Consider the following 19,986-nt stretch of genomic DNA (forward strand, 5'->3'; position numbering starts at 1 on the left):
CCATTTCCGCTACTTAGCTGGACGGTAGGCGGAATAGAGATCGGCCGCCTCGGCGCCGAGCAACCCCTGGTCGAGCCGGACCCCGGCCGCCCGCAACCTGGCCATGCCTCGGCCGCCGGCGAAGGTCGAGGCGTCGTCGCAGGCGACCACCACCCGCGCCATGCCGGCCTGCGCCAACAGCGCCGAGCAGGAGGGCGCGCCTGAGGACCTCTGGCCGCAGGGCTCCAGGGTGACGTAGGCCGTGGCGCCGCGCGCGCCCTCGCCCGCCTGGATCAGCGCCTGCTCCTCGGCGTGCGGCCGGCCGCCGGGCGCGGTGACGCCCTCGCCCACCACCGCGCCGTCGCGCACGATCACGCAGCCGACCGACGGATTGTCGCCGGTCCGCCCGACTTGGGTCCGCGCCAGGGCGATGGCGCGCCGCATGTGGATTTCGTCGTCCGCGATCATGACCCCTCCGGCCCCACCATGTGTCATCCCCGGCGGGATGACGACGTCTAGTCGGCCAGCCCCGGCAGCCGCGTCGCCCGCTCGGGATCCAGATAGCGCGCCGCCGTCGGCTTCAGCGCGGCGTCCAGCTCGATCAGCAGCGGGTTGCCGGTGGGGATCTCGACGTCGATGATCGCCTCGGCGGAGAGGTCGAACAGCAGCTTGACGATGGCGCGCAGCGAGTTGCCGTGGGCCGCCACCAGCAGGGTCTCGCCGGCCGCCAGCTGCGGGGCGATCTCGCCTTCCCAATAGGGCTGCACGCGCTCAAGCGTGGTCTTCAGGCTCTCGGTGACCGGCAGCGTGGCGCCGGCGTAGCGGCGGTCCTTGGAGAAATCGAACTCCGAGCCCGGCTCCAGCGGCGGCGGCGGCACGTCGTAGGAACGCCGCCAGATCTTCACCTGGTCGGCGCCGTGCCGGGCGGCGGTCTCGGTCTTGTTGAGGCCGGTGAGGCCGCCGTAGTGGCGCTCGTTCAGCCGCCAGTCCTTGACCTCCGGCACGAAGGCCTGATCGCAGGCGGCCAGCGCCAGCCAGGAGGTGCGGATCGCCCGCGTCAGCACCGAGGTGTAGCAGCGGTCGATCGCCACGCCCTGCGCCTTGATCAGTTCGCCGCCCTTGCGGGCCTGGGCCTCGCCCTCGGCGGTGAGGTCGACGTCCACCCAGCCGGTGAACCTGTCGTCGAGGTTCCATTGGCTCTGGCCATGGCGCAGCAGGATCAGCGTCGGCAAGGGTCTCGACCTTTCATTGGGGACGGCGAGCAGCGGCTAGGGCCTTATGACCGGCGCCGTCAAGCCGCCGCGGGCCTTCGGATTGGCCCCGCGCCCGATCAACGGCTATAGGAGCCGCCATGCTCGACCGCCTCTACCTGCCTCTCCTGGGGCTCGCGGCGCTGGCCGCCATCGCCCTGTCGCTGGTCTGGCCGCAGGGCCTCGGCGCGCGTTCGCCCGGGCCGTTCGGCCACACGCCCGTGCAGCAGACCCCCGCCGTGCAGGCGGCGATGAAGCGCGAGGCCGACGCCTCCCAGCAACGGCTCACCCAGACGCGGCAGGCGGTGCGCAGCCTGCAGTCGCAGGCCATCGCGCCCTCGCAATGAGCGACTTCGACGCCATCACGGTCGGCCGCCGGGTGCTGGCCGCCGAAGCCGAGGCGCTGGGCCAGATGGGCGCCGGCCTCGGCGCCGCCTTCAGCCGCGCCGTCGAGGCGCTGTTCGCCGCCAAGGGCCGGATCGTCTGCACCGGCATCGGCAAGTCCGGCCATGTGGCGCGCAAGATCGCCGCCACCCTGGCCTCCACCGGCTCCACCGCCATGTTCGTCCACGCCACCGAGGCCAGCCACGGCGACCTCGGCATGATCGGCGCCGACGACGTCATCCTGGCGCTCTCCAAGACCGGCGAGACCCGCGAGCTGGCCGACGTGATCGCCTACGCCAAGCGCTTCCACATCCCGCTGATCGCCATGACCGCGGTGGCCGACAGCGCGCTCGGCCGGGCCGCCGACATCCTGCTGCTGCTGCCCGACGCCCCGGAGGCCTGCGCCCCGGAGCTCAACGCCCCCACCACCTCGACCACCCTGCAGATCGCGCTCGGCGACGCGCTGGCGGTGGCGCTTTTGGAGCGGCGCGGTTTCCAGCCGCAGGATTTCCGCATCTTCCACCCCGGCGGTAAGCTGGGGGCCATGCTGCGCACGGTGGGCGACCTGATGCACGGCGCCGAGGAGCTGCCGCTGGTCGGACTCGACACCCCCATGCGCCAGGCCCTGCTGGTGATGACCGAGAAGCGCTGGGGCATCGTCGGGGTCACCGACGCCGACGGCCGCCTGGCCGGAGCGATCACCGACGGCGACCTGCGCCGCCACATCGACGGCCTGCTGGACCATGCTGCCGGCGAGGTGATGACCGCCGGACCGAAGAAGACCGTACGGCCGGGCATGCTGGCCTCCGAGGCGCTGGCGCTGATGAGCGATCCGGCGCCCGCCGTCACCGTTATGTTTGCCGTCGCCGACGGCCGCCCGGTGGGCATCCTGCACGTGCATGACATCCTGCGCGCGGGGGTGATGTAGCGAACCAAGCTGCGCAGTACGCGTTGACGTGGCCTTGGGGCCACCCACTCTCTAAAACACGCCAGACCCGTATCCCGGAGTTCCGATGCTGCCTGCTCCCCGCGCCGACCTGATCGCCAACACCTTCGATTACGAGGTCCTCCCGCTGGTGAAGGCCACCGGCTTCCGCGAATACGACGCGCGCTGGCTGTTCGGGCCGGAGATCAACCTGCTGGGCGTCCAGGCGCTGGGCCTGGGGCTCGGCACCTATATCCACGAGCTCGGCCAGAAGCGGATCGTGGTCGGCCACGACTACCGGTCCTATTCGCTGTCCATCAAGCAGGCCCTGACCATCGGCCTGGTGGCGGCCGGCTGCGAGGTGATCGACATCGGCCTGGCGACCTCGCCGATGGCCTATTTCGCCCAGTTCGACCTCGACGCGCCGTGCGTGGCCATGGTCACCGCCAGCCACAACGAGAACGGCTGGACCGGCGTGAAGATGGGCGCCCAGCGCCCGCTGACCTTCGGCCCCGACGAGATGGGCCGGCTGAAGGAGATCGTGCTCGGCGGGACCTGGAAGCAGCGGCCGGACGGCTCGGTCGCCCAGGTCGACGGCGTGCGCGAACGCTACATCGCCGACGCCGCCAGCCGCGCCGGCATCAGGCGGCCGCTGAAGGTGGTCTGCGCCTGCGGCAACGGCACGGCCGGCGCCTTTGCGCCCGAAGCCCTGCGGCGGATGGGCGTGGCGGTGGTCTACGAGATGGACTGCAAGCTCGACTGGAACTTCCCGAAGTACAACCCGAACCCCGAAGACGCCGCCATGCTGCACGAGATGGCCAAGGCGGTGCGCGAGTTCGGCGCCGACCTGGCGCTCGGCTTCGACGGCGACGGCGACCGCTGCGGGGTGGTGGACGACGAGGGCGAGGAGATCTTCGCCGACAAGATCGGGCTGATGCTCGCCCGCGACCTGTCCTACCTGCACAAGGACGCCACCTTCGTGGTCGACGTGAAGTCGACCGGCCTGTTCGCCACCGACGAGGTGCTGAAGGCGAACGGCGCCAACACCGTCTACTGGAAGACCGGCCACTCCTACATCAAGCGCAAGACCGCCGAGCTGGGCGCCCTGGCCGGGTTCGAGAAGAGCGGCCACTTCTTCTTCAACCCGCCGATCGGCCGCGGCTATGACGACGGCATCGTCGCCGCCGCCGCCATCCTGGCGATGCTGGACCGCAACCCGGACAAGAAGCTCTCCGACCTGAAGCGGGCCCTGCCGGTCGCCTACACCTCCCTGACCATGAGCCCGCACGTCGCCGACGAGGTGAAGTACGGCCTGGTGGACGAGGTGGTCGCCGAATACACCGCCCTGCGCGACGCCGGCGGGACCATCCTGGGCCGCAAGATCGTCGACCTGATCACCGTCAACGGCGTCCGCGTGGCGCTGGAGGACGGCTCCTGGGTGCTGGTGCGCGCCTCCTCCAACAAGCCGGAGATCGTCGTGGTGGTGGAGAGCCAGCGCAGCGAGGACGACATGCGCGCCCTGTTCCGCGAGGAAGTGAAGCCGCGCCTGGCGAAGCGGCCGGAAGTCGGCGCCTACAACCAGGAAATCTGAGGCCTGGTTTTTGCCGGCCTGCGGCGGCGCAGCTGTTGTTTCGGCCCTCGCCGCGTGGTGAAAGGCCTCGGTTGTTTGGGGGATGACGCATGCACGTGGCGATGATCGGGACAGGCTATGTGGGCCTGGTCAGCGGCGCCTGTTTCGCCGACTTCGGCCACACGGTGACCTGCATCGACAAGGACGCCGGCAAGATCGAGCGCCTGAAGGCCGGCGGCATTCCGATCTATGAGCCGGGGCTGGACCTGCTGGTGGCCAGCAACGTCAAGGCCGGGCGGCTGTTCTTCTCCACCGACGCGGCCGAGGCCGTGAAGGACGCGGACGCGGTGTTCATCGCGGTGGGCACGCCCTCGCGCCGCGGCGACGGCCACGCCGACCTGTCCTACGTCCATGCCGCCGCCGAGGAGATCGCCGGCCTGCTGGACGGCTTCACCGTCGTGGTCACCAAGTCGACCGTGCCGGTGGGCACCGGCGACGAGATCGAGGCCATCATCAAGGAAACGCGCCCCGACGCCGACGTGGCCGTGGTCTCCAACCCGGAGTTCCTGCGCGAGGGCGCGGCGATCGAGGACTTCAAGCGCCCAGACCGGGTGGTGGTGGGCACGCAGGACGAGCGGGCCAAGGCGGTGATGCGCGAGCTCTACCGGCCGCTCTACCTCAACGAGACGCCGATCCTGTTCACCAGCCGCCGCACCAGCGAGCTGATCAAGTACGCCGCCAACGCGTTCCTGGCGATGAAGATCACCTTCATCAACGAGGTCGCCGACCTCTGCGAAGCCGTCGGCGCCGACGTCCAGCAGGTGGCGCGCGGCATCGGCCTGGACGGCCGCATCGGCGGCAAGTTCCTGAACGCCGGCCCGGGCTACGGCGGCTCCTGCTTCCCGAAGGACACGCTGGCCCTGGTGCGCACCGCCCGCGCCGCCGGCTCGCCGGTCGAGCTGATCGAGACCACGGTGAAGGTCAATGACGCGCGCAAGAAGGCCATGGCTGCGAAGGTCAGCCGCGCGGTCGCCGGCGACCTCGCGGGCAAGACGGTGGGGGTGCTGGGCCTGACCTTCAAGCCAAACACCGACGACATGCGCGACGCCCCGGCGCTGGACATCGTGCCGGCCCTGCAGGCCCAGGGCGCCAAGGTGCAGGCCTTCGATCCGGAGGGCCACGAGGCGCAGACGATGCTGACCGGGGTGGACTTCAAGGCCAACCCCTACGACGTGGCCGAAGGCGCCGACGTGCTGGTGATCATCACCGAATGGGACCAGTTCCGGGCGCTCGACCTCGACCGCATCAAGCTGCTGATGAACAAGCCGGTGCTGGTCGACCTCAGGAACATCTACAAGCCGGAAGACATGCAGGCCCGCGGCTTCCTCTATACGAGCGTCGGCCGGGCGTAAGCGGGCGGCGACGCTCGCCTGCCCGGGATCGTCAGAAGCCGGACGAACTCACCCGCAGCAGGAACTGGCCGATCCACAGGGCGCCCGCCCAGAAGGCGACAGCCAGGAAGACGACGAAGGCCAGGCAGGCGATGGAGCTTACGCTCCTGCCCAGCGGCCGCGTCGGACCTCCGAAGGCGAGGTTGCGCCGCATGTTTCCTCCGATCTCTTTTTCGAGTCCGCGCCGGTCGAGCGCCGCGGAGGAGTCGAGACTGACATAACCGTTAACGCTTGGGTAGGGTTGCCGCCGCGCCTCAGGAGGCCTGCTCGGCCCGCGCCCGCAGGTAGGCGTGCAGGGCCGCGATCTCCTCGTGGCTGAGGACGTTGAAACGGGCCGGTGCGATCTCCGACATCAGGCCGAGCTTGCGGTCGCCGGCGGCGATCCCGGTGCGCAGCAGCCGCTCGAAGTCGTTCAGGTCGTAGGCCCCGGCGATGGCGAGGTCCGGCGACTTCACCAGGGCGCTGCCCTTCAGCTCGGGGCCGTGGCACTCGACGCAGGCGCGGGCCACCGCCCGGCCCTGGGCGTGCTCCGGGCCGAGGTCCGGCAGGTCGAGGCCGCCATTGGCCTTGAGCGTCGCCGGCTCGGAGTGGAACTTGCCGAGCAGCACGGCGAGGCGCCCCACCGGTCCGACCTGCAGCCGCGGCTGGCGGGCCCCCGTGGGCGGGACGCTGCGCAGATAGGCCAGCAGGTCGGCCGTCTCGGCGTCGGAGAACTTGGAAAAGGCGCTCGACGGCATGATCCACAGGGGCCGGCCGTCGGCGGCGACGCCATGGCGGATCGCCCGGGCGAGCTGGGCGTCGGACTGCTGGGCGGCGGCCAGGGTCAGGTTCGGCGCCCAGGCCCGCACCATCGCCGGATCGTCGTGGAACAGCTTCCCGGACAGATCCTTGCCGTGGCAGTCGTGGCAGCCGGAGACCGTCGCCAGCCGACGGCCGCGCTCGACGGCGCCGGGGTCGTTGGCCGCAACGATGGCGGGCGTCGGACCGGGCCGCGGCGGCATGCGAATCATCACCTCGCTGGCCGCGAAGCCGCCCAAGGCCACGAACGCCGCCCCGACCACAGGGGCGCCGGCGCCATAGGCCAGCCTCTTCAGAACACGCTTCATCATCCCCTCCCCAGCTTCCGACGCCGGCCTTCGCAGACCGACGTTCGCGGATCGGGGGGATTAATCGGCGCCCGGGCGGGCCGCAATCAGCGCTATTGCAGGAGGGGTCTGCGGGTTTGCAGAATCCCTAGGCGGCGGCCTTCTTCACCGCCCCGGCGATCTCCTTGACCACCTGGCTGACCAGCTTGGCGTCGTCGCCCTCGGCCATGATGCGGATCAGGGGCTCGGTGCCGGAGGCGCGGACCACGATCCGGCCCGAGCCGTTGAGCTTCTGTTCGGCGTCGGCGATGACCACCTTCACCTGGTCGCTTTCCAGCGGTTTGCCGCCGCCGAAGCGGACGTTCTCCAGCAGTTGCGGCACCGGCTCGAACTGGCGCGCCAGCGCGCTCATCGGCTTGTCGGAGTCCTTCAGCACCGCCAGCACCTGCAGGGCGGCCAGCAGGCCGTCGCCGGTGGTGGCGAAGTCGCGCAGGATGATGTGGCCGGACTGTTCGCCGCCCAGGTTGAAGCCGCCCTCGCGCATCTTGGCCATCACGTAGCGGTCGCCGACCTGCGTCCGCTCCAGGGTCAGGCTGCGGGACTTGAGGAACCGCTCGAGGCCCAGGTTGGACATCACCGTCGCCACCACCCCGCCGCCGGTCAGGCGGTCGCGCCTGGCCCAGTGGTCGGCGATCAGCGCCATGATCTGGTCGCCGTCGACGATCTGGCCGCGCTCGTCGCAGATCACCAGCCGGTCGGCGTCGCCGTCCAGCGCGATGCCGATGTCGGCGCGGTACTCCTTGACCATCTTCTGCATGGCCGCGGGACTGGTGGAGCCGCACTCCTCGTTGATGTTGAAGCCGTTCGGGGCGACCCCCACCGAGATCACCTCGGCGCCCAGCTCGTAGAGCGCCTCGGGCGCCACCTTGTAGGCCGCGCCGTTGGCGCAATCGATCACCACCCGCATGCCGGTGAGGTTCAGCCGCCGCGGGAAGGTGGCCTTGGCGATCTCCACGTAGCGCGCCTGGCAGTCGTCGATCCGCTGCACGCGGCCAAGGCCGGTCGGCGGGGCGAGGCCTTCGGTGAGGCCCTGGTCCATCAGCGCCTCGATCTCCAGCTCGCGCTCGTCCGACAGCTTGTAGCCGTCGGGGCCGAACAGCTTGATGCCGTTGTCGGAGAACACGTTATGCGACGCCGAGATCATCACGCCGAGGTCGGCGCGCAGGCTGCGGGTCATCATCGCCACGCCCGGGGTGGGCAGCGGCCCGAACAGCCGCACGTCCATGCCGACGCTGGTGAAGCCGGCCACCAGGGCCGGCTCGATCATGTAGCCCGACAGCCGGGTGTCCTTGCCGATCACCACCAGGTGGCGGCGGTCGTCCTTCGACATGAACAGCTTGCCGGCCGCCAGACCGACGCGGAGCGCCACCTCCGCGGTCATCGGATAGCGGTTGGCCTGGCCACGGATGCCGTCGGTGCCGAAATAGGCGCGCTTGCTCATCGATTGCTCTCGAAACGATCGGAAACTCAGATTTAGTCGACGTCGGCTTGGCGAATGCTAAAGCCGCTGCGTTACGGCCGTGGCCGCAAGGTTCGCCATTATCATAAAGGAAGCCATAGCCACATGTGCGGGATCATCGGCATCGTCGGAACCAAGCCCGTCGCCGAACGGCTCGTCGAGAGCCTCAGGCGCCTCGAATACCGGGGCTATGACTCGGCGGGCGTGGCCGCGCAGATCGACGGCAAGCTGGAGCGTCGGCGCGCGCCCGGCAAGCTGCGCGAGCTGGAGGCGGTGCTCGCCGACCACCCGCTGCCCGCCGCCACCGGCATCGGCCACACGCGCTGGGCCACCCACGGCGCCCCCACCGAGCGCAACGCCCACCCGCATATCGCCGGCCGCGTCGCGGTGGTGCACAACGGCATCATCGAGAACTTCGCCGAGCTGAAGGCCGAATTGCAGGCCAAGGGCCGCGTGTTTTCCAGCGACACCGACACCGAGGTCGTCGCCCAACTCCTCGACGAGACGCTGAACGACGGCCTGGAGCCGGTGGCGGCGTTCAAGGCGACCCTCGACCGGCTGCGCGGCGCCTACGCCCTGGCGGTGCTGGTGGGCGGCGAGCAGGAGGTCATCCTGGGCGCCCGCAACGGCCCGCCGCTGGCGGTGGGCTATGGCGACGGCGAGATGTTCGTCGGCTCCGACGGCCTGGCGCTCGGGCCCTTCACCAACCGCGTGGCCTATCTCGAGGACGGCGACTACGTGGTGGTCGACCACCACAGCGCCAAGATCTTCGACCACGCCGGCCTGCCGGCCGATCGGCCGATCAAGACGCTGGCGGCGTCGGCCGCGGTCATGGAGAAGGGCAACTACCGCCACTTCATGGAGAAGGAGATCCACGACCAGCCGGAAGGGTGCCAGCGCACCATCGCGGCCTATGTGGACACCCTCACCGACCGCACCGCCGTGCCGGGCGGCCTCGACTTCAAGGCCATCGAGCGCATCCAGATCGTCGCCTGCGGCACCTCCTACATCGCCGGCATGATGGGGAAGTACCTGATCGAGAAGCTGGCGGACCTGCCGGTGGACGTGGAGATCGCCTCGGAATTCCGCTACCGCGAGCCGGCCCTCAACGCCGGGTCGCTGGCCATCGCCATGTCGCAGTCCGGCGAGACCGCCGACACCCTGGCGGCGCTGCGCTATTGCCAGGCCAAGGGCATGAAGAGCGCGGCCATCGTCAACACGGTGGAATCCACCATCGCCCGCGAGGTCGACGTGATCTGGCCGATCCACTGCGGTCCGGAGATCGGGGTGGCGTCCACCAAGGCCTTCACCGCCCAGGTGAGCGTCCTGACGGCGCTGGCGGTGGCCGCGGCGCGGGCCCGCGGCCGGATCGACGAGGCCGAGGAGCAGCGGTTGGTCCGCGTGCTACTGGAGGCCCCGCGGCTGATCGCCGAATCCATCCAGCTGGAAGACGCCGTGCGCGGCATCGCCGTCGAGGTCGCCAAGGCCCGGGACGTGCTCTACCTGGGCCGCGGACCGATGTATCCGCTGTCGCTGGAAGGGGCGCTGAAGCTCAAGGAGATCAGCTACATCCACGCCGAGGGCTATGCCGCCGGCGAGCTGAAGCACGGCCCGATCGCGCTGGTCGACGAGCACACGCCGATCGTCATCCTGGCGCCCTTCGACAGCTACTTCGAGAAGTCAGCCTCGAACATGAGCGAGGTCATGGCCCGCGGCGGCCAGGTGGTGTTCATCACCGACCCGGACGGCGAGCGGCACGCGCCCGCCGGCGCGCGGGTGGTGGTGACGGCCCCGCGCTGCGACCCGCTGATCGCGCCCCTGGTGATGTCGGCGCCGATCCAGCTCCTGGCCTACCACGTGGCCTTGCAGAAAGGCGCGGACGTCGACCAGCCGCGGAACCTCGCCAAGTCCGTCACCGTCGAATAGGCGCGCCCTGAAACGACGACGGCCGCCCCTCGCAGGGCGGCCGTTCGCGTCGCAGACATCAGCAGAAAGTGCGGCGGCCGCCCCGCGGAGGGAGCGGCCGCACGCTACCGTCTTACTTCGGAGCCGGGGTCGTCGTGGTCGTCGTGGACGACGTGGCCGGAGCCGTGGTCGACATCGAGCCCGTGGCGGGCGCCGTCGTGGTGGTCGTGGCGTCGGCCGGAGGCGTGGTCGCGGTCGCCGAAGCGTCGGCCGGCGGGGTCGTGGTGGTCGTGGTGGTCGTGGCGCTGTCAGCCGGCGCGGTCGCGGCGGTGTCCGTCGCGGTGGTGTCGGCCTTCTTTTGGCAAGCCGAGAGGCCGGCGACGAGGACGGCGGCGACGGCGACCGAAGTCAGGATACGCAGTTTCATGGTAGGTTCCCCTGGAGGACTATCCCCCGACGAGACGGGACTCTTACACAGCTTCGTGTGTTCCCGAAATCGTGATCATGCATTCGGCGTGAATTTTTGTCGCACGAACGGTGGATTCAAGCAGAGCCGTCTTCTAGTGCGCTCTCAGGGATCGTCAGGCCGGCGTGTGCGTTTGGCGGCTAGCCTGATGCTGAAGCTTAGGGATCGGGCGCCACTCGGAGGGGTTTGATGACAAGACGCGTGCGTAAGGCGGTCCTGCCGGTGGCGGGCCTGGGGACCCGTGTGCTGCCGGGGGCGAAGACCACGCCCAAGAACCTGCTGAACGTCGTCGACCGGCCGATCCTCTCCTACATCGTGGAGGAGGCGCGCGCCGCCGGCATCGAGCACTTCGTCTTCATCGTCGGACGCGGCCAGGGCGCTATCGAGGACTATTTCGACTCCAGTCCCGAGATCGAGGCCATCCTCGAGGCCAAGGGCAAGGTCGAGATCCTGGCCGACGTGCGCCGCGACCTGCCGCAGCCCGGCCAGATGAGCTTCATCCGCCAGATGGCGCCGCTCGGCCTCGGCCACGCGGTCTGGTGCGCCCGCGACGTGATCGGCGACGAGCCGTTCGCGGTCATGCTGCCGGACATGCTGATGGCCGCCGAGCCCGCGGCGCTGGCCCAGGCGGTCAGCGCCTACGACAAGGTCGGCGGCAACATCGTGGTCGTCGAGCCCGCGCCTGAAGGCGAGGCGCACAAGTACGGGATCGTCGCCCTCGACGGCCGGGACGGCCGCCTCAACCGCATGACCGGCATGGTCGAGAAGCCGGCTCCCGGTACCGAGCCGTCGAACCTGTTCATTTCGGGCCGCTACATCCTGCAGCCGGAGATCTTCGAGATCCTGGAGACCCAGGAGCGCGGCGCCGGCGGCGAGATCCAGCTGACCGACGGCATGGCCAACCTGATGAAGGTCCAGTCCTTCCACGCCCTGGAGTACCAGGGGATCACCTACGACTGCGGCGACAAGATCGGCCTCTTGCGGGCCAACGTCGCCTTCGCCCTGCGCCGGCCGGACCTGGCGGACCAGGCGCGCGCGGCGATCCAGGCGCTCCTCCAGGCCCCTGCGGCAGGTTGACGCAGGTTGGACTTCCGAAAACAATGATCGTGCGTTAGCCCTTGCAGGGGGGATGTGCGGTTCGGGGAGTAACGATGCGCATACTCGTCCTCGGCGGCGACGGTTTCTGCGGTTGGCCGACAGCCCTTCACCTGTCGGCGCGCGGCCACGAGGTGACCGTGGTCGACAACCAGTCCCGCCGACGGATCGACGAGGAGTTGGGCGCGGGCTCGCTGACGCCCATCGCGACCATCGAGGACCGGTTGGATGCCTGGCGCGAGGTGACCGGCCGGACCATCGGCTTCCACGACATCACCGTCGGCAAGGACTACGACGCCCTGCTGGCGCTGCTGAAGGCCTGGAGCCCGGACGCGGTGGTGCATTTCGCCGAGCAGCGCGCCGCGCCCTATTCGATGAAGTCGGCCCGCCACAAGCGCTACACCGTCGACAACAACCTCAACGCCACCAACGACATCCTGGCGGCGATTGTCGAGAGCGGCCTGGATATCCATCTGGCCCACCTGGGCACCATGGGCGTCTACGGCTACGGCACCGCCGGCATGTCGATCCCGGAGGGCTACCTGACCGTGAAGGTGGAGACGCCGGACGGCTGGGCCGAGCGCGAGATCCTCTATCCGGCCAATCCCGGCTCGATCTACCACCTGACCAAGACCCAGGACGCCCTGCTCTTCCAGTTCTACGCCCGCAACGATCGGCTGCGGATCACCGACCTGCACCAGGGGATCGTCTGGGGCACCCAGACCCGGGAGACCCGGCTGGACCCGCGGCTGGTCAACCGCTTCGACTACGACGGCGACTACGGCACCGTGCTCAACCGCTTCCTGATGCAGGCGGCGGTCGGCTATCCGCTGACCGTGCACGGCCCCGGCGGCCAGACGCGGGCCTTCATCAACATCCAGGACACCGTGCGCTGCGTGGAGCTGGCGCTCTCCCATCCGCCCGAGCGCGGCGAGCGGGTGAAGGTGATGAACCAGATGACCGAATGCTGGCAGGTGCGCCAGTTGGCCCAGATGGTCGCCGGCCTGACCGGGGCGGAGGTCGCCCACCTGCCCAACCCGCGCCAGGAGGCCGACGAGAACGAGCTCTGCGTCGAGAACCGCCGGCTGCTGGGCTACGGCCTGGACCCGATCACCCTGGAGGACGGCCTGCTGATGGAGGTGGCCGAGATCGCCCGGACCTACGCCGGCCGCGCCGACCTCTCGAAGATCCCCTGCGTCTCCTGCTGGAACGCCGAGCGCGCCGCGGCGGCCGCCGGCGCCGGCCCGGAGGCGGCGGTCGCCGCCGAATAGAGTGCGGCTCCTGGTCTTCGGTTTCGGCTACGCCGCCCGCGCGCTCGCTCGCCGCCTCGCGCCGCAGGGCTGGCAGGTGGCCGCCACGGTGCGCGACGCCGCCGAGGTCGCCCGCCTCGCCGCGCAGGGCGTGGACGCCATCCCGATCGACCAGGGCGACCGCCTCGCCCAGGCGCTGGCCGCCACCGACGCCCTGCTGGTCACCGCGCCGCCGGGGCCGCAGGGGTGCCCGGCGCTGCCGCTGCTGGTTCCCGCCATGGCCCGGGCCGGCGCCTTCCCCGACTGGATCGGCTATCTCTCCACCACCGGCGTCTACGGGGACCGGCGCGGCGGCTGGGTGTTCGAGACGAGCCGGCTGGCGGCGCAGTCGGTGGAGGGCGCGCGCCGGGTGGCCGCCGAACGCGGCTGGCTGGAGGTCGGCCGCGGCATGGGACTGACGGTCACGGCCTTCCGCCTGCCGGGGATCTACGGCCCCGGCCGCTCGGCGCTCGACCGCCTGCGGGCCGGCGAGGCGCGGAGCATCGCAGCCCCGGGCCAGGTGTTCTCCCGGATCCACGTGGACGACCTCGCCGCGGGCCTGGAGGCCTCCATGGCGCGGCCGCGGGCGGGGGGCATCTACAATCTCTGCGACGACGCGCCGGCTCCGAACGGGGAAGTGGTCGCCTACGCGGCCGGGCTGCTGGGCGTGGCGCCGCCGCCGGTGGTGGCGCTGGCGGACGCCGGGCTCTCGCTCGCCGCCCAACGGTTCTACGCCGAGAGCAAGCGGGTCTCCAACGCCCGCGCCAAGGCCGAACTCGGCTGGCGGCCGGCCTATCCGACCTACCGCGAGGGCTTGCAGGCCGTGCTCGCCGCGGAGCGCTAGCCGGCGACCTCGGCCACCGCGGCGAGCAGGCGCTCGATGTCCTGCGGGCGCGACAGGCGGTGGTCGCCGTCCTTGATCAGGGTGAAGGCCACGTCGGCGCTCTTCAGGCCCTGCGTCAGCTCCAGGGCGTGGCGCCAGGGGACGTCCGGATCGTCGCCGCCCTGCAGGATGCGCACGGGGACCTCGATGGGCACGGGGCCCGGCAGGATCGACCAGCGGGCGCCGTCCTCCAGCAGGGCGCGGGTGATCGGATAGGGCTCGCCGTAGTCGGAGGGCCGCAGCCAGACGCCGTCCTGGCGCAGGGCCGCCTGGCCCTCGGGCGGGATCTCCGGGGCCATCAGCTTTTCGGTGAAATCCGGCGCCGGGGCGACCAGCACCAGGGCGCTCACCCGCTGCGGCCGGGCCATGGCCGCCAGGCAGGCGATCCAGCCGCCCATGGAGGAGCCGACCAGCACGGCGGGGCCCTCGACCAACTCGTCCAGCACCGCCAGCGCGTCCTCGCGCCAGCGGGTGATGGTCCCCTTGGCCTGGAAGTCGCCGCCGGACTCGCCATGACCCAGGTAGTCGAAGCGCAGGTACGCGCGGCCCTGCGCCAGCGCCCAGTCGGCCAGGGCTTCGGCCTTGGTCCCGGCCATGTCGGAGCGGAATCCGCCCAGCCAGACCAGCGTCGGACCGGCCCCCGCCACCTGTCGCCAGGCCAGCCGCTCGCCGTCCGGACGGCTCAGATATCCGCGCGTTTCGCTCATCCCCGCCTCTTAGCCTGCGACAGCTCGCGCGTCAGCGCTCGCCGGTGTTTACGACGGCCCGTTTCGCGCTATGCAGGAGGCGTGGCGCTTCCCCCTGACTTCACCCTTCTGCAGGTCGTCCCGGAGCTGGAAACCGGCGGCGCCGAGCAGACCACCATCGACGTGGCGCGCGCCGTCATCGAGGCCGGCGGCCGGGCTTTCGTGGCCACCCGCGGCGGGCGGATGGTGGCGCGCCTGGAGGCCGACGGCGGGCGGCTGGCGCAGATGCCCGTGCAGTCGAAGAACCCGCTGGTGATGCTGGGCAACGCCTCGCGGCTGGTGGACCTGATCCGCCGCGAGAAGGTCAGCCTGGTGCACGCCCGCTCGCGCGCCCCGGCCTTCTCGGCGCTGTGGGCCGCGCAGGCGACCCGGACCCCGTTCGTCGCCACCTACCACGGCGTCTACAAGGCCAATTCGGCGCTGAAGCGCTGGTACAACGCGGTGATGACCCGCGGCGACCTGGTGATCGCCAACTCCGACTACACCCGCGACCATGTGCTGGCCGAGCACGGCCTGGATCCGGCGAAGATCGTCAGCATTCCGCGCGGCGTCGACCTCGACCGCTTCAACCCCGGATGGGTCCCGCCGCTCCGCACCGAGGCGCTGCGCGAGGCCTGGGGGATCGCCGCCGACGACCGGCGCACGCGGTTCCTGCTGGCCGGCCGGCTGACCCGCATCAAGGGCCACCTGACGATCATCGAGGCCGCCGCGCAGATGAAGGCGGCGAGTCGCCACGACTTCCTGATCCTCTTCGCCGGCGACGACCAGGGCCGCACCGACTACGGCGCCGAGCTCACCGCCGCGATCGCCGCGGCCGGGCTGCAGGACGCGGTGAAGATCGTCGGCCACTGCGACGACATGCCGGCCGCCTACCTGCTCTGCGACGTGGCCCTGTTGCCCACCACCGTGCCGGAGTCCTTCGGCCGCGCCGCCGTCGAGCCGCAGGCCATGGGCCGCACGGTGATCGCGTCCAACCACGGCGGCACGGTGGAGACGGTGGTCGACGGGACCACCGGCTGGCTGGTCCCGCCGGGCGATCCCGCCGCCTGGGCCGAGGCCATGACGCGGGCGATCGACCTGGGCGCCGCCGCCCGGCTGCGGATGGGGGAGAGCGGCATGAGCCGCACCCGCCAGCTCTACCGGGTCGACGCCATGTGCGCCGCGACGCTCGGGGCCTACGAGCGGATTCTGGAGGCTCGCGCCTGATGGCTCGCCGCGACGTCGAGAAGATCCTGGTCATCAAGCTGTCGGCGCTGGGCGACTTCGTGCTCGCCCTGGCGGCGATGAAGAAGATCCGCGAGGCGCACCGCAAGGCGCACATCACCCTGCTCACCACCCCGCCGTTCGAGGGCCTCGCCAAGACCTGCCCCTATTTCAACGCGGTGCAGACCGACGGCCGGCCGGAGAACTTCAGCCAGTGGATGGCGCTCCGCAGGCGGATCAAGCAGGCGCGCTACGACCGGGTCTACGACCTGCAGACCTCCGCCCAGTCCAACCGCATCTTCCAGGCGCTGCGGCCGCACCCGCCGGCGTGGTCCGGGATCGCCCTCGGCTGCTCGATGCCGCACCGCAATCCGCTGCGGAACCACATGCACACCCTGGAGCGGCAGGCCGACCAGCTGATGTACGCCGGCATCTGGCCCGACGCGCCGACCGCGCCGGGGACCGCGCCTGCGCCCGACCTGTCGTGGGTGTGGAAGAGCCTGCCGGCCGAGCATCCGGTGTCCGGCGGCGTCAAGCCCCGGCCCTATGCGCTGTTCGTGCCCGGCGGCTCCTCGCACCGGCCGGAGAAGCGCTGGCCGGTCGACAAGTACGCCGAGCTGGCCCGCATCCTCTACGCCAAGGGCTTCGACGTGGTGATCATCGGCGGCCCGCAGGAGTCGCAGATGGCCCACGCCATCCAGCGCGAGGTGCCGCGCGCCCGCGACCTGACCGGCCGCACCGACTTCGCCCGCGTGGCCCTGCTGGGGGCCAAGGCGGCGCTGGCGGTGGGCAACGACACCGGGCCGCTGCACCTGGCGGCCGCCGCCGGCGCGCCCACGGTCGTGCTGTTCTCCAACGCCTCGGATCCGGCGCTGTCGGCCCCGCGCGGCAAGGTGGCGGTGCTGCGGGCCGACCGTTTGTCGGACCTGGCTGTGGCTACGGTGGCACAGGCGGCGCTCTCTCTTGCGCCCTCGACCGCCGGCGCGGCTTGATAGCGCCCCGTCGCTCGATCATATACTGTAAGAAGCGGCCGGAGCGCATCGTTGCGCGCCGGCGTCTTGCGTTGAAACAACCTACGGAGCCTAGCCTATTCGCCGCCCCATGCAGGCGCCGCCCGTCAAAGACGGTCCGCGCATCAATGATGAAATCCGCGTTCCCCGTGTCCTGCTCATCGATCAGGCTGGAGAAAAACAGGGCGTGATGCCCACCTCCTCGGCGCTCGAAGCCGCCGTAGAAGCCGGCCTCGACCTGGTGGAGATCGTTCCGAACGCGGATCCGCCCGTTTGCAAGATCCTGGACTACGGCAAGTTCAAGTTCCAGGAGCAGAAGAAGAAGAACGAGGCGCGCAAGCGGCAGAAGGTGGTGGAGATCAAGGAGATCAAGCTCCGTCCCAACATCGATATCCACGACTATGAAGTGAAGCAGCGGGCGATGAACCGCTTCTTCGAGGAGGGCGACAAGGTGAAGGTCACCCTGCGCTTCCGCGGTCGTGAGCTGGCCCACCCCGAACTCGGCATGAAGCTGCTGCAGAAGGTCCGCGCGGACTTCGAGCCGATCGCCAAGTGCGAATACGAGCCGCGCATGGAAGGCCGTCAGATGATCATGATCCTCGCCCCGCGGTGATCCCGCGGACCTGAGGATTTCCGGAGCGGCCGTCCCGTCGGGGCGGCCGTTTCCGTATGTGGCGTCGGAAAACCGCACCCTGCGAGCCTTGCCGCCGCGGACGGCGCGGCTTACCACCGTTCACATGTCCGACACAGCGCCGCGGGAGGCGTCGCCGCCTCGCCTGGCGGCGCCGTCGTTGATCGCCGTCATCTTCATCAACATGCTCGGCTTCGGGATCATCGTCCCGTTGCTGCCGTTCTACGCCAAGTCGTTCAACGCGGCGCCCTGGCAGATCAGCCTGATCTTCTCGGCCTATTCCATGGGCGGCTTCTTCGGCGAGCCGTTCTGGGGCCGGCTCAGCGACAGGTACGGCCGCAAGCCGCTGCTGATCTCGACCATCACCGGCAACTGCCTCTGCTACCTGGCCCTGGCCTTCGCGCCGAGCATCGGCGCCGCCTTCGTGATCCGCTTCCTGGGCGGCCTCGCCAGCGGCAACGGCGCGGTGATCCAGGGCTATATCGCCGACGTCACGCCGCCGGAGCGCCGGGCCCGCCAGATGTCGCGGCAGGGCGCGGCCTGGAGCGTCGGCATGATCCTCGGCCCCGCGCTCGGCGGCGCCTTCGCCCACGCCAACGCCGGCCCGGTGGGCTTCCGCATCCCGCTGCTGATCGCCGCGGTGCTGTCGGCGGTCTCGGCGGTGTGCGTGACCCTGTTCATCCGCGAGAGCCGGGTGCGCGAACAGACCATCAGCCAGCGGCCCAACCGCTGGGCGGCGCTGGGCGAGGTCGCGCGCCATCCGGCCATCGGCCGGCTGATGCTGCTGACCTTCCTGGTCGGCTTCGCCTTCACCGGCATCGAGTCGACCATCGGCCTGTGGGGCCAGGCCCGGTTCGGCTGGGGGCCGCGGCAGATCAGCATCTGCTTCGCCTTCGCCGCCGTGGTCTCGGCGATCAGCCAGTTCTTCATCACCGGCCCGATGTCCGAGCGCTACGGCGCCGGCCGCATGCTGGCGATCGGCATGGGGCTGACGGTGGTGGGCGCGGCGCTGCAGCCGTTCTCCACCGGCCTGGTGATGACCACCGGCCTGATGTGCGTCACCGCCATGGGCCAGTCGGTGGCTTTCCCCAACGTCGGCGCCCTGATCTCGCGCACCGCCGACCCGCACCGCCAGGGCCAGATCCTCGGCCTGAACAACGCCGCCGGCGCCTTCGCCCGCTTCGCGGGGCCGCTGTGCGCCGGGGTGAGCTTCGCCGCCATCAGCATCAACGCGCCCTTCGTCCAGGCCGCGGTGGTGGTCGCCCCGGCGATCCTGCTGGCGCTCAGCGCCGCGCGTCGGGCCGACCAGCGGCCGACCAAGGTTCCAGTCCCATGAGCGCCGCCGGCGAGGAGCGCCGCGCGCTGATCGTCCTGCTGGGCGTGATCTACCTGATGATCGCCGGCTTCGGCCTGGTGATCCCGCTGCTGCCGTTCTTCGCCCAGGCCTTCCACGCCCCGGCCTGGCAGGTGACGCTGCTGTTCTCGGCCTTCTCGGTCGGCCAGTTCATCGGCGAGCCGTTCTGGGGGCGGCTCAGCGACCGGATCGGCCGCAAGCCGGTGCTGATCATCACCATCGCCGCGGTGGCGGTCAGCTATGCGGGCCTGGCGTTCGCGCCCAACATCCTGGTGGCGTTCGGGGTGCGCTTCCTGTGCGGGGTGTTCGCCGGCAACATCTCCACCCTGCAGGGCGCCATGGCCGACATCACCGCGCCGGAGCACCGCGCCGCCCGCATGGGGCTGATGGGCGCGGCCTTCAGCGCCGGCTTCTCCACCGGCCCGGCGATCGGCGGCCTCCTGGCCCAGCCCAGCCGCGGGGCGCTGGGCTTCCAGCTGCCGCTGCTGGTGGCCGCGGGCTTCGCCCTGGCCTCGGCGCTGGCGGTGGTGGTGTTCGTGCGCGAGACCCGGCCCGACGTTCCGCCCGCCCCGCGCCCGCCGCGCGCGGCCCGCCTGCGCGAGGCCTTCGCCCACCCGGTGATCAGCCGGGTGGTGGTCATCAGCTTCATCGTCGTCTCCGGCTTCGCCGGCATCGAGGCCACCTATGGCCTGTGGACCGAGCGCCGGTTCGGCTGGGGCCCGCGCGAGATCGGCCTGGCCTTCATGGGCATCGGCGTGCTGGGCGCGCTCTGCCAGGGGCTGGTGACCGGGCGGCTGGTGCGCAGCTACGGCGAGGCGCGGGTGCTGACCGCCGGCCTGGTGATCATGGCCTTCGGCCTTGTCACCCAGTGGTTGTCGCCGATCTGGCCGGTGGCGATGGTCGGGTTCGGCCTGGTCTGCATCGGCCAGTCGATCTGCTTCCCGAACCTGACGGCGCTGATCTCCCGGTCCGCGCCGCCCGGCCGGCAGGGCGAGATGCTCGGCCTGAACATGAGCGGCATGGCGCTGGCCCGCATCGGCGGCCCGGTGTTCGCCGGCCAGCTGTTCTCGCTGGTCGCGCCCGGCGCGCCGTTCGCCTTCTCAGCGCTGCTGATCCTGCCGGCCCTGTGGTTCGCAGCCCAGGTGCGGCGCCTGGCCCCGCGGCCCGGCTGAGCCGCCATCGCCTTGCTTTCCGGCAGGGTTTCGCGTATCAGCCGCTCCCTTCGGAGCCGCCTGGCCAAA

Annotated in this window: 20 protein-coding genes; 13 read left to right on the forward strand and 7 right to left on the reverse strand. The window is 70.7% G+C overall.

Annotation, left to right across the window (positions count from 1 at the left end):
• Positions 1 to 9 precede the first annotated feature (9 nt).
• Positions 10 to 447 (reverse strand): bifunctional diaminohydroxyphosphoribosylaminopyrimidine deaminase/5-amino-6-(5-phosphoribosylamino)uracil reductase RibD, encoded by a 438-nt coding sequence (locus DJ021_RS03350; RefSeq protein WP_243625891.1) that lies wholly within the window; start codon positions 445 to 447, stop codon positions 10 to 12.
• A 47-nt stretch (positions 448 to 494) separates the two neighbouring features.
• A complete protein-coding gene (gene gpmA, locus DJ021_RS03355; RefSeq protein ID WP_111456197.1) occupies positions 495 to 1,211 on the reverse strand; it encodes a 2,3-diphosphoglycerate-dependent phosphoglycerate mutase in 717 nt (238 codons plus the stop codon).
• Positions 1,212 to 1,330: 119 nt separating this feature from the next.
• Here gpmA and DJ021_RS03360 point away from each other — a divergent pair, with 119 nt between their 5' ends.
• The 4 genes from DJ021_RS03360 (at position 1,331) to DJ021_RS03375 (ending at position 5,520) form a co-directional block, all read left to right on the forward strand.
• Positions 1,331 to 1,576: a hypothetical protein gene (locus DJ021_RS03360; RefSeq protein ID WP_111456198.1), complete on the forward strand. Its 246-nt coding sequence runs from the start codon at positions 1,331 to 1,333 to the stop codon at positions 1,574 to 1,576.
• Positions 1,573 to 2,541 carry a KpsF/GutQ family sugar-phosphate isomerase gene (locus tag DJ021_RS03365; RefSeq protein WP_111456199.1) on the forward strand — a complete coding sequence of 323 codons (969 nt, stop codon included), beginning with the start codon at positions 1,573 to 1,575 and terminating at the stop codon, positions 2,539 to 2,541. Before DJ021_RS03360 ends, DJ021_RS03365 begins: the two co-directional genes overlap by 4 nt.
• Positions 2,542 to 2,626: 85 nt before the next feature.
• Positions 2,627 to 4,129, forward strand: a complete 1,503-nt coding sequence (locus DJ021_RS03370) for a phosphomannomutase/phosphoglucomutase (RefSeq protein WP_111456200.1) — start codon at positions 2,627 to 2,629, stop codon at positions 4,127 to 4,129.
• 89 nt (positions 4,130 to 4,218) lie between these two features.
• Complete coding sequence (locus DJ021_RS03375) at positions 4,219 to 5,520, forward strand: UDP-glucose dehydrogenase family protein (RefSeq protein WP_111456201.1); 1,302 nt, start codon at positions 4,219 to 4,221, stop codon at positions 5,518 to 5,520.
• Between the two features lie 31 nt (positions 5,521 to 5,551).
• Here the strand turns inward: DJ021_RS03375 and DJ021_RS18800 are convergent, their stop codons facing one another.
• The 3 genes from DJ021_RS18800 to glmM all read right to left on the reverse strand — a co-directional run bounded on the left by DJ021_RS18800 (position 5,552) and on the right by glmM (position 8,145).
• Complete coding sequence (locus DJ021_RS18800; protein ID WP_165837095.1) at positions 5,552 to 5,713, reverse strand: hypothetical protein; 162 nt, start codon at positions 5,711 to 5,713, stop codon at positions 5,552 to 5,554.
• Between the two features lie 100 nt (positions 5,714 to 5,813).
• Complete coding sequence (locus tag DJ021_RS03380; RefSeq protein ID WP_165837096.1) at positions 5,814 to 6,665, reverse strand: c-type cytochrome; 852 nt, start codon at positions 6,663 to 6,665, stop codon at positions 5,814 to 5,816.
• Between the two features lie 127 nt (positions 6,666 to 6,792).
• Entirely contained in the window at positions 6,793 to 8,145 is a 1,353-nt protein-coding gene (gene glmM / locus DJ021_RS03385) for a phosphoglucosamine mutase (protein WP_111456203.1), read from the reverse strand.
• Between the two features lie 123 nt (positions 8,146 to 8,268).
• Between glmM and glmS the strand changes: the two genes are divergently transcribed.
• Positions 8,269 to 10,089: a glutamine--fructose-6-phosphate transaminase (isomerizing) gene (gene glmS, locus DJ021_RS03390; protein ID WP_111456204.1), complete on the forward strand. Its 1,821-nt coding sequence runs from the start codon at positions 8,269 to 8,271 to the stop codon at positions 10,087 to 10,089.
• A gap of 112 nt (positions 10,090 to 10,201) precedes the next feature.
• Here glmS and DJ021_RS03395 read toward each other — a convergent pair whose 3' ends face one another.
• Positions 10,202 to 10,495 (reverse strand): hypothetical protein, encoded by a 294-nt coding sequence (locus DJ021_RS03395; RefSeq protein WP_111456205.1) that lies wholly within the window; start codon positions 10,493 to 10,495, stop codon positions 10,202 to 10,204.
• 228 nt (positions 10,496 to 10,723) lie between these two features.
• Here DJ021_RS03395 and DJ021_RS03400 point away from each other — a divergent pair, with 228 nt between their 5' ends.
• The 3 genes from DJ021_RS03400 (at position 10,724) to DJ021_RS03410 (ending at position 13,762) form a co-directional block, all read left to right on the forward strand.
• Entirely contained in the window at positions 10,724 to 11,611 is an 888-nt protein-coding gene (locus tag DJ021_RS03400) for a UTP--glucose-1-phosphate uridylyltransferase (protein ID WP_111456206.1), read from the forward strand.
• Between the two features lie 74 nt (positions 11,612 to 11,685).
• Positions 11,686 to 12,900, forward strand: coding sequence for an NAD-dependent epimerase/dehydratase family protein (locus DJ021_RS03405; protein ID WP_111456207.1), 1,215 nt, complete (start codon positions 11,686 to 11,688; stop codon positions 12,898 to 12,900).
• 1 nt (position 12,901) lies between these two features.
• Positions 12,902 to 13,762 carry an NAD-dependent epimerase/dehydratase family protein gene (locus DJ021_RS03410; protein ID WP_111456208.1) on the forward strand — a complete coding sequence of 287 codons (861 nt, stop codon included), beginning with the start codon at positions 12,902 to 12,904 and terminating at the stop codon, positions 13,760 to 13,762.
• Here the strand turns inward: DJ021_RS03410 and DJ021_RS03415 are convergent.
• On the reverse strand, positions 13,759 to 14,508 hold the full coding sequence (locus tag DJ021_RS03415) for an alpha/beta hydrolase (RefSeq protein ID WP_111456209.1): 750 nt from the start codon (positions 14,506 to 14,508) through the stop codon (positions 13,759 to 13,761). The genes DJ021_RS03410 and DJ021_RS03415 overlap by 4 nt on opposite strands.
• 81 nt (positions 14,509 to 14,589) lie before the next feature.
• Between DJ021_RS03415 and DJ021_RS03420 the strand changes: the two genes are divergently transcribed.
• The 5 genes from DJ021_RS03420 (at position 14,590) to DJ021_RS03440 (ending at position 19,917) form a co-directional block, all read left to right on the forward strand.
• Positions 14,590 to 15,753, forward strand: coding sequence for a glycosyltransferase family 4 protein (locus tag DJ021_RS03420; RefSeq protein ID WP_243625892.1), 1,164 nt, complete (start codon positions 14,590 to 14,592; stop codon positions 15,751 to 15,753).
• On the forward strand, positions 15,753 to 16,742 hold the full coding sequence (locus tag DJ021_RS03425; RefSeq protein WP_111456210.1) for a glycosyltransferase family 9 protein: 990 nt from the start codon (positions 15,753 to 15,755) through the stop codon (positions 16,740 to 16,742). The genes DJ021_RS03420 and DJ021_RS03425 overlap by 1 nt, the downstream gene beginning before the upstream one ends.
• 109 nt (positions 16,743 to 16,851) lie before the next feature.
• Positions 16,852 to 17,373 (forward strand): translation initiation factor IF-3, encoded by a 522-nt coding sequence (gene infC / locus DJ021_RS03430; protein ID WP_111456211.1) that lies wholly within the window; start codon positions 16,852 to 16,854, stop codon positions 17,371 to 17,373.
• Between the two features lie 124 nt (positions 17,374 to 17,497).
• Positions 17,498 to 18,727, forward strand: a complete 1,230-nt coding sequence (locus DJ021_RS03435; protein ID WP_111456212.1) for an MFS transporter — start codon at positions 17,498 to 17,500, stop codon at positions 18,725 to 18,727.
• Complete coding sequence (locus DJ021_RS03440) at positions 18,724 to 19,917, forward strand: MFS transporter (RefSeq protein WP_111456213.1); 1,194 nt, start codon at positions 18,724 to 18,726, stop codon at positions 19,915 to 19,917. The genes DJ021_RS03435 and DJ021_RS03440 overlap by 4 nt, the downstream gene beginning before the upstream one ends.
• Positions 19,918 to 19,986: the final 69 nt, after the last annotated feature.

The organism is Phenylobacterium hankyongense (assembly GCF_003254505.1).
In the GTDB taxonomy this organism is placed as follows: domain Bacteria; phylum Pseudomonadota; class Alphaproteobacteria; order Caulobacterales; family Caulobacteraceae; genus Phenylobacterium; species Phenylobacterium hankyongense.

Coding starts and splice junctions, on each gene's coding strand:
- DJ021_RS03350 (WP_243625891.1), bottom strand. CDS start 447: ATGATCGCGGACGACGAAATCCACATGCGGCGCGCCATCGCCCTGGCG.
- DJ021_RS03360 (WP_111456198.1), top strand. CDS start 1,331: ATGCTCGACCGCCTCTACCTGCCTCTCCTGGGGCTCGCGGCGCTGGCC.
- DJ021_RS03365 (WP_111456199.1), top strand. CDS start 1,573: ATGAGCGACTTCGACGCCATCACGGTCGGCCGCCGGGTGCTGGCCGCC.
- DJ021_RS03370 (WP_111456200.1), top strand. CDS start 2,627: ATGCTGCCTGCTCCCCGCGCCGACCTGATCGCCAACACCTTCGATTAC.
- DJ021_RS03375 (WP_111456201.1), top strand. CDS start 4,219: ATGCACGTGGCGATGATCGGGACAGGCTATGTGGGCCTGGTCAGCGGC.
- DJ021_RS18800 (WP_165837095.1), bottom strand. CDS start 5,713: ATGCGGCGCAACCTCGCCTTCGGAGGTCCGACGCGGCCGCTGGGCAGG.
- DJ021_RS03380 (WP_165837096.1), bottom strand. CDS start 6,665: ATGAAGCGTGTTCTGAAGAGGCTGGCCTATGGCGCCGGCGCCCCTGTG.
- glmM (WP_111456203.1), bottom strand. CDS start 8,145: ATGAGCAAGCGCGCCTATTTCGGCACCGACGGCATCCGTGGCCAGGCC.
- glmS (WP_111456204.1), top strand. CDS start 8,269: ATGTGCGGGATCATCGGCATCGTCGGAACCAAGCCCGTCGCCGAACGG.
- DJ021_RS03395 (WP_111456205.1), bottom strand. CDS start 10,495: ATGAAACTGCGTATCCTGACTTCGGTCGCCGTCGCCGCCGTCCTCGTC.
- DJ021_RS03400 (WP_111456206.1), top strand. CDS start 10,724: ATGACAAGACGCGTGCGTAAGGCGGTCCTGCCGGTGGCGGGCCTGGGG.
- DJ021_RS03405 (WP_111456207.1), top strand. CDS start 11,686: ATGCGCATACTCGTCCTCGGCGGCGACGGTTTCTGCGGTTGGCCGACA.
- DJ021_RS03415 (WP_111456209.1), bottom strand. CDS start 14,508: ATGAGCGAAACGCGCGGATATCTGAGCCGTCCGGACGGCGAGCGGCTG.
- DJ021_RS03425 (WP_111456210.1), top strand. CDS start 15,753: ATGGCTCGCCGCGACGTCGAGAAGATCCTGGTCATCAAGCTGTCGGCG.
- infC (WP_111456211.1), top strand. CDS start 16,852: ATGCAGGCGCCGCCCGTCAAAGACGGTCCGCGCATCAATGATGAAATC.
- DJ021_RS03435 (WP_111456212.1), top strand. CDS start 17,498: ATGTCCGACACAGCGCCGCGGGAGGCGTCGCCGCCTCGCCTGGCGGCG.
- DJ021_RS03440 (WP_111456213.1), top strand. CDS start 18,724: ATGAGCGCCGCCGGCGAGGAGCGCCGCGCGCTGATCGTCCTGCTGGGC.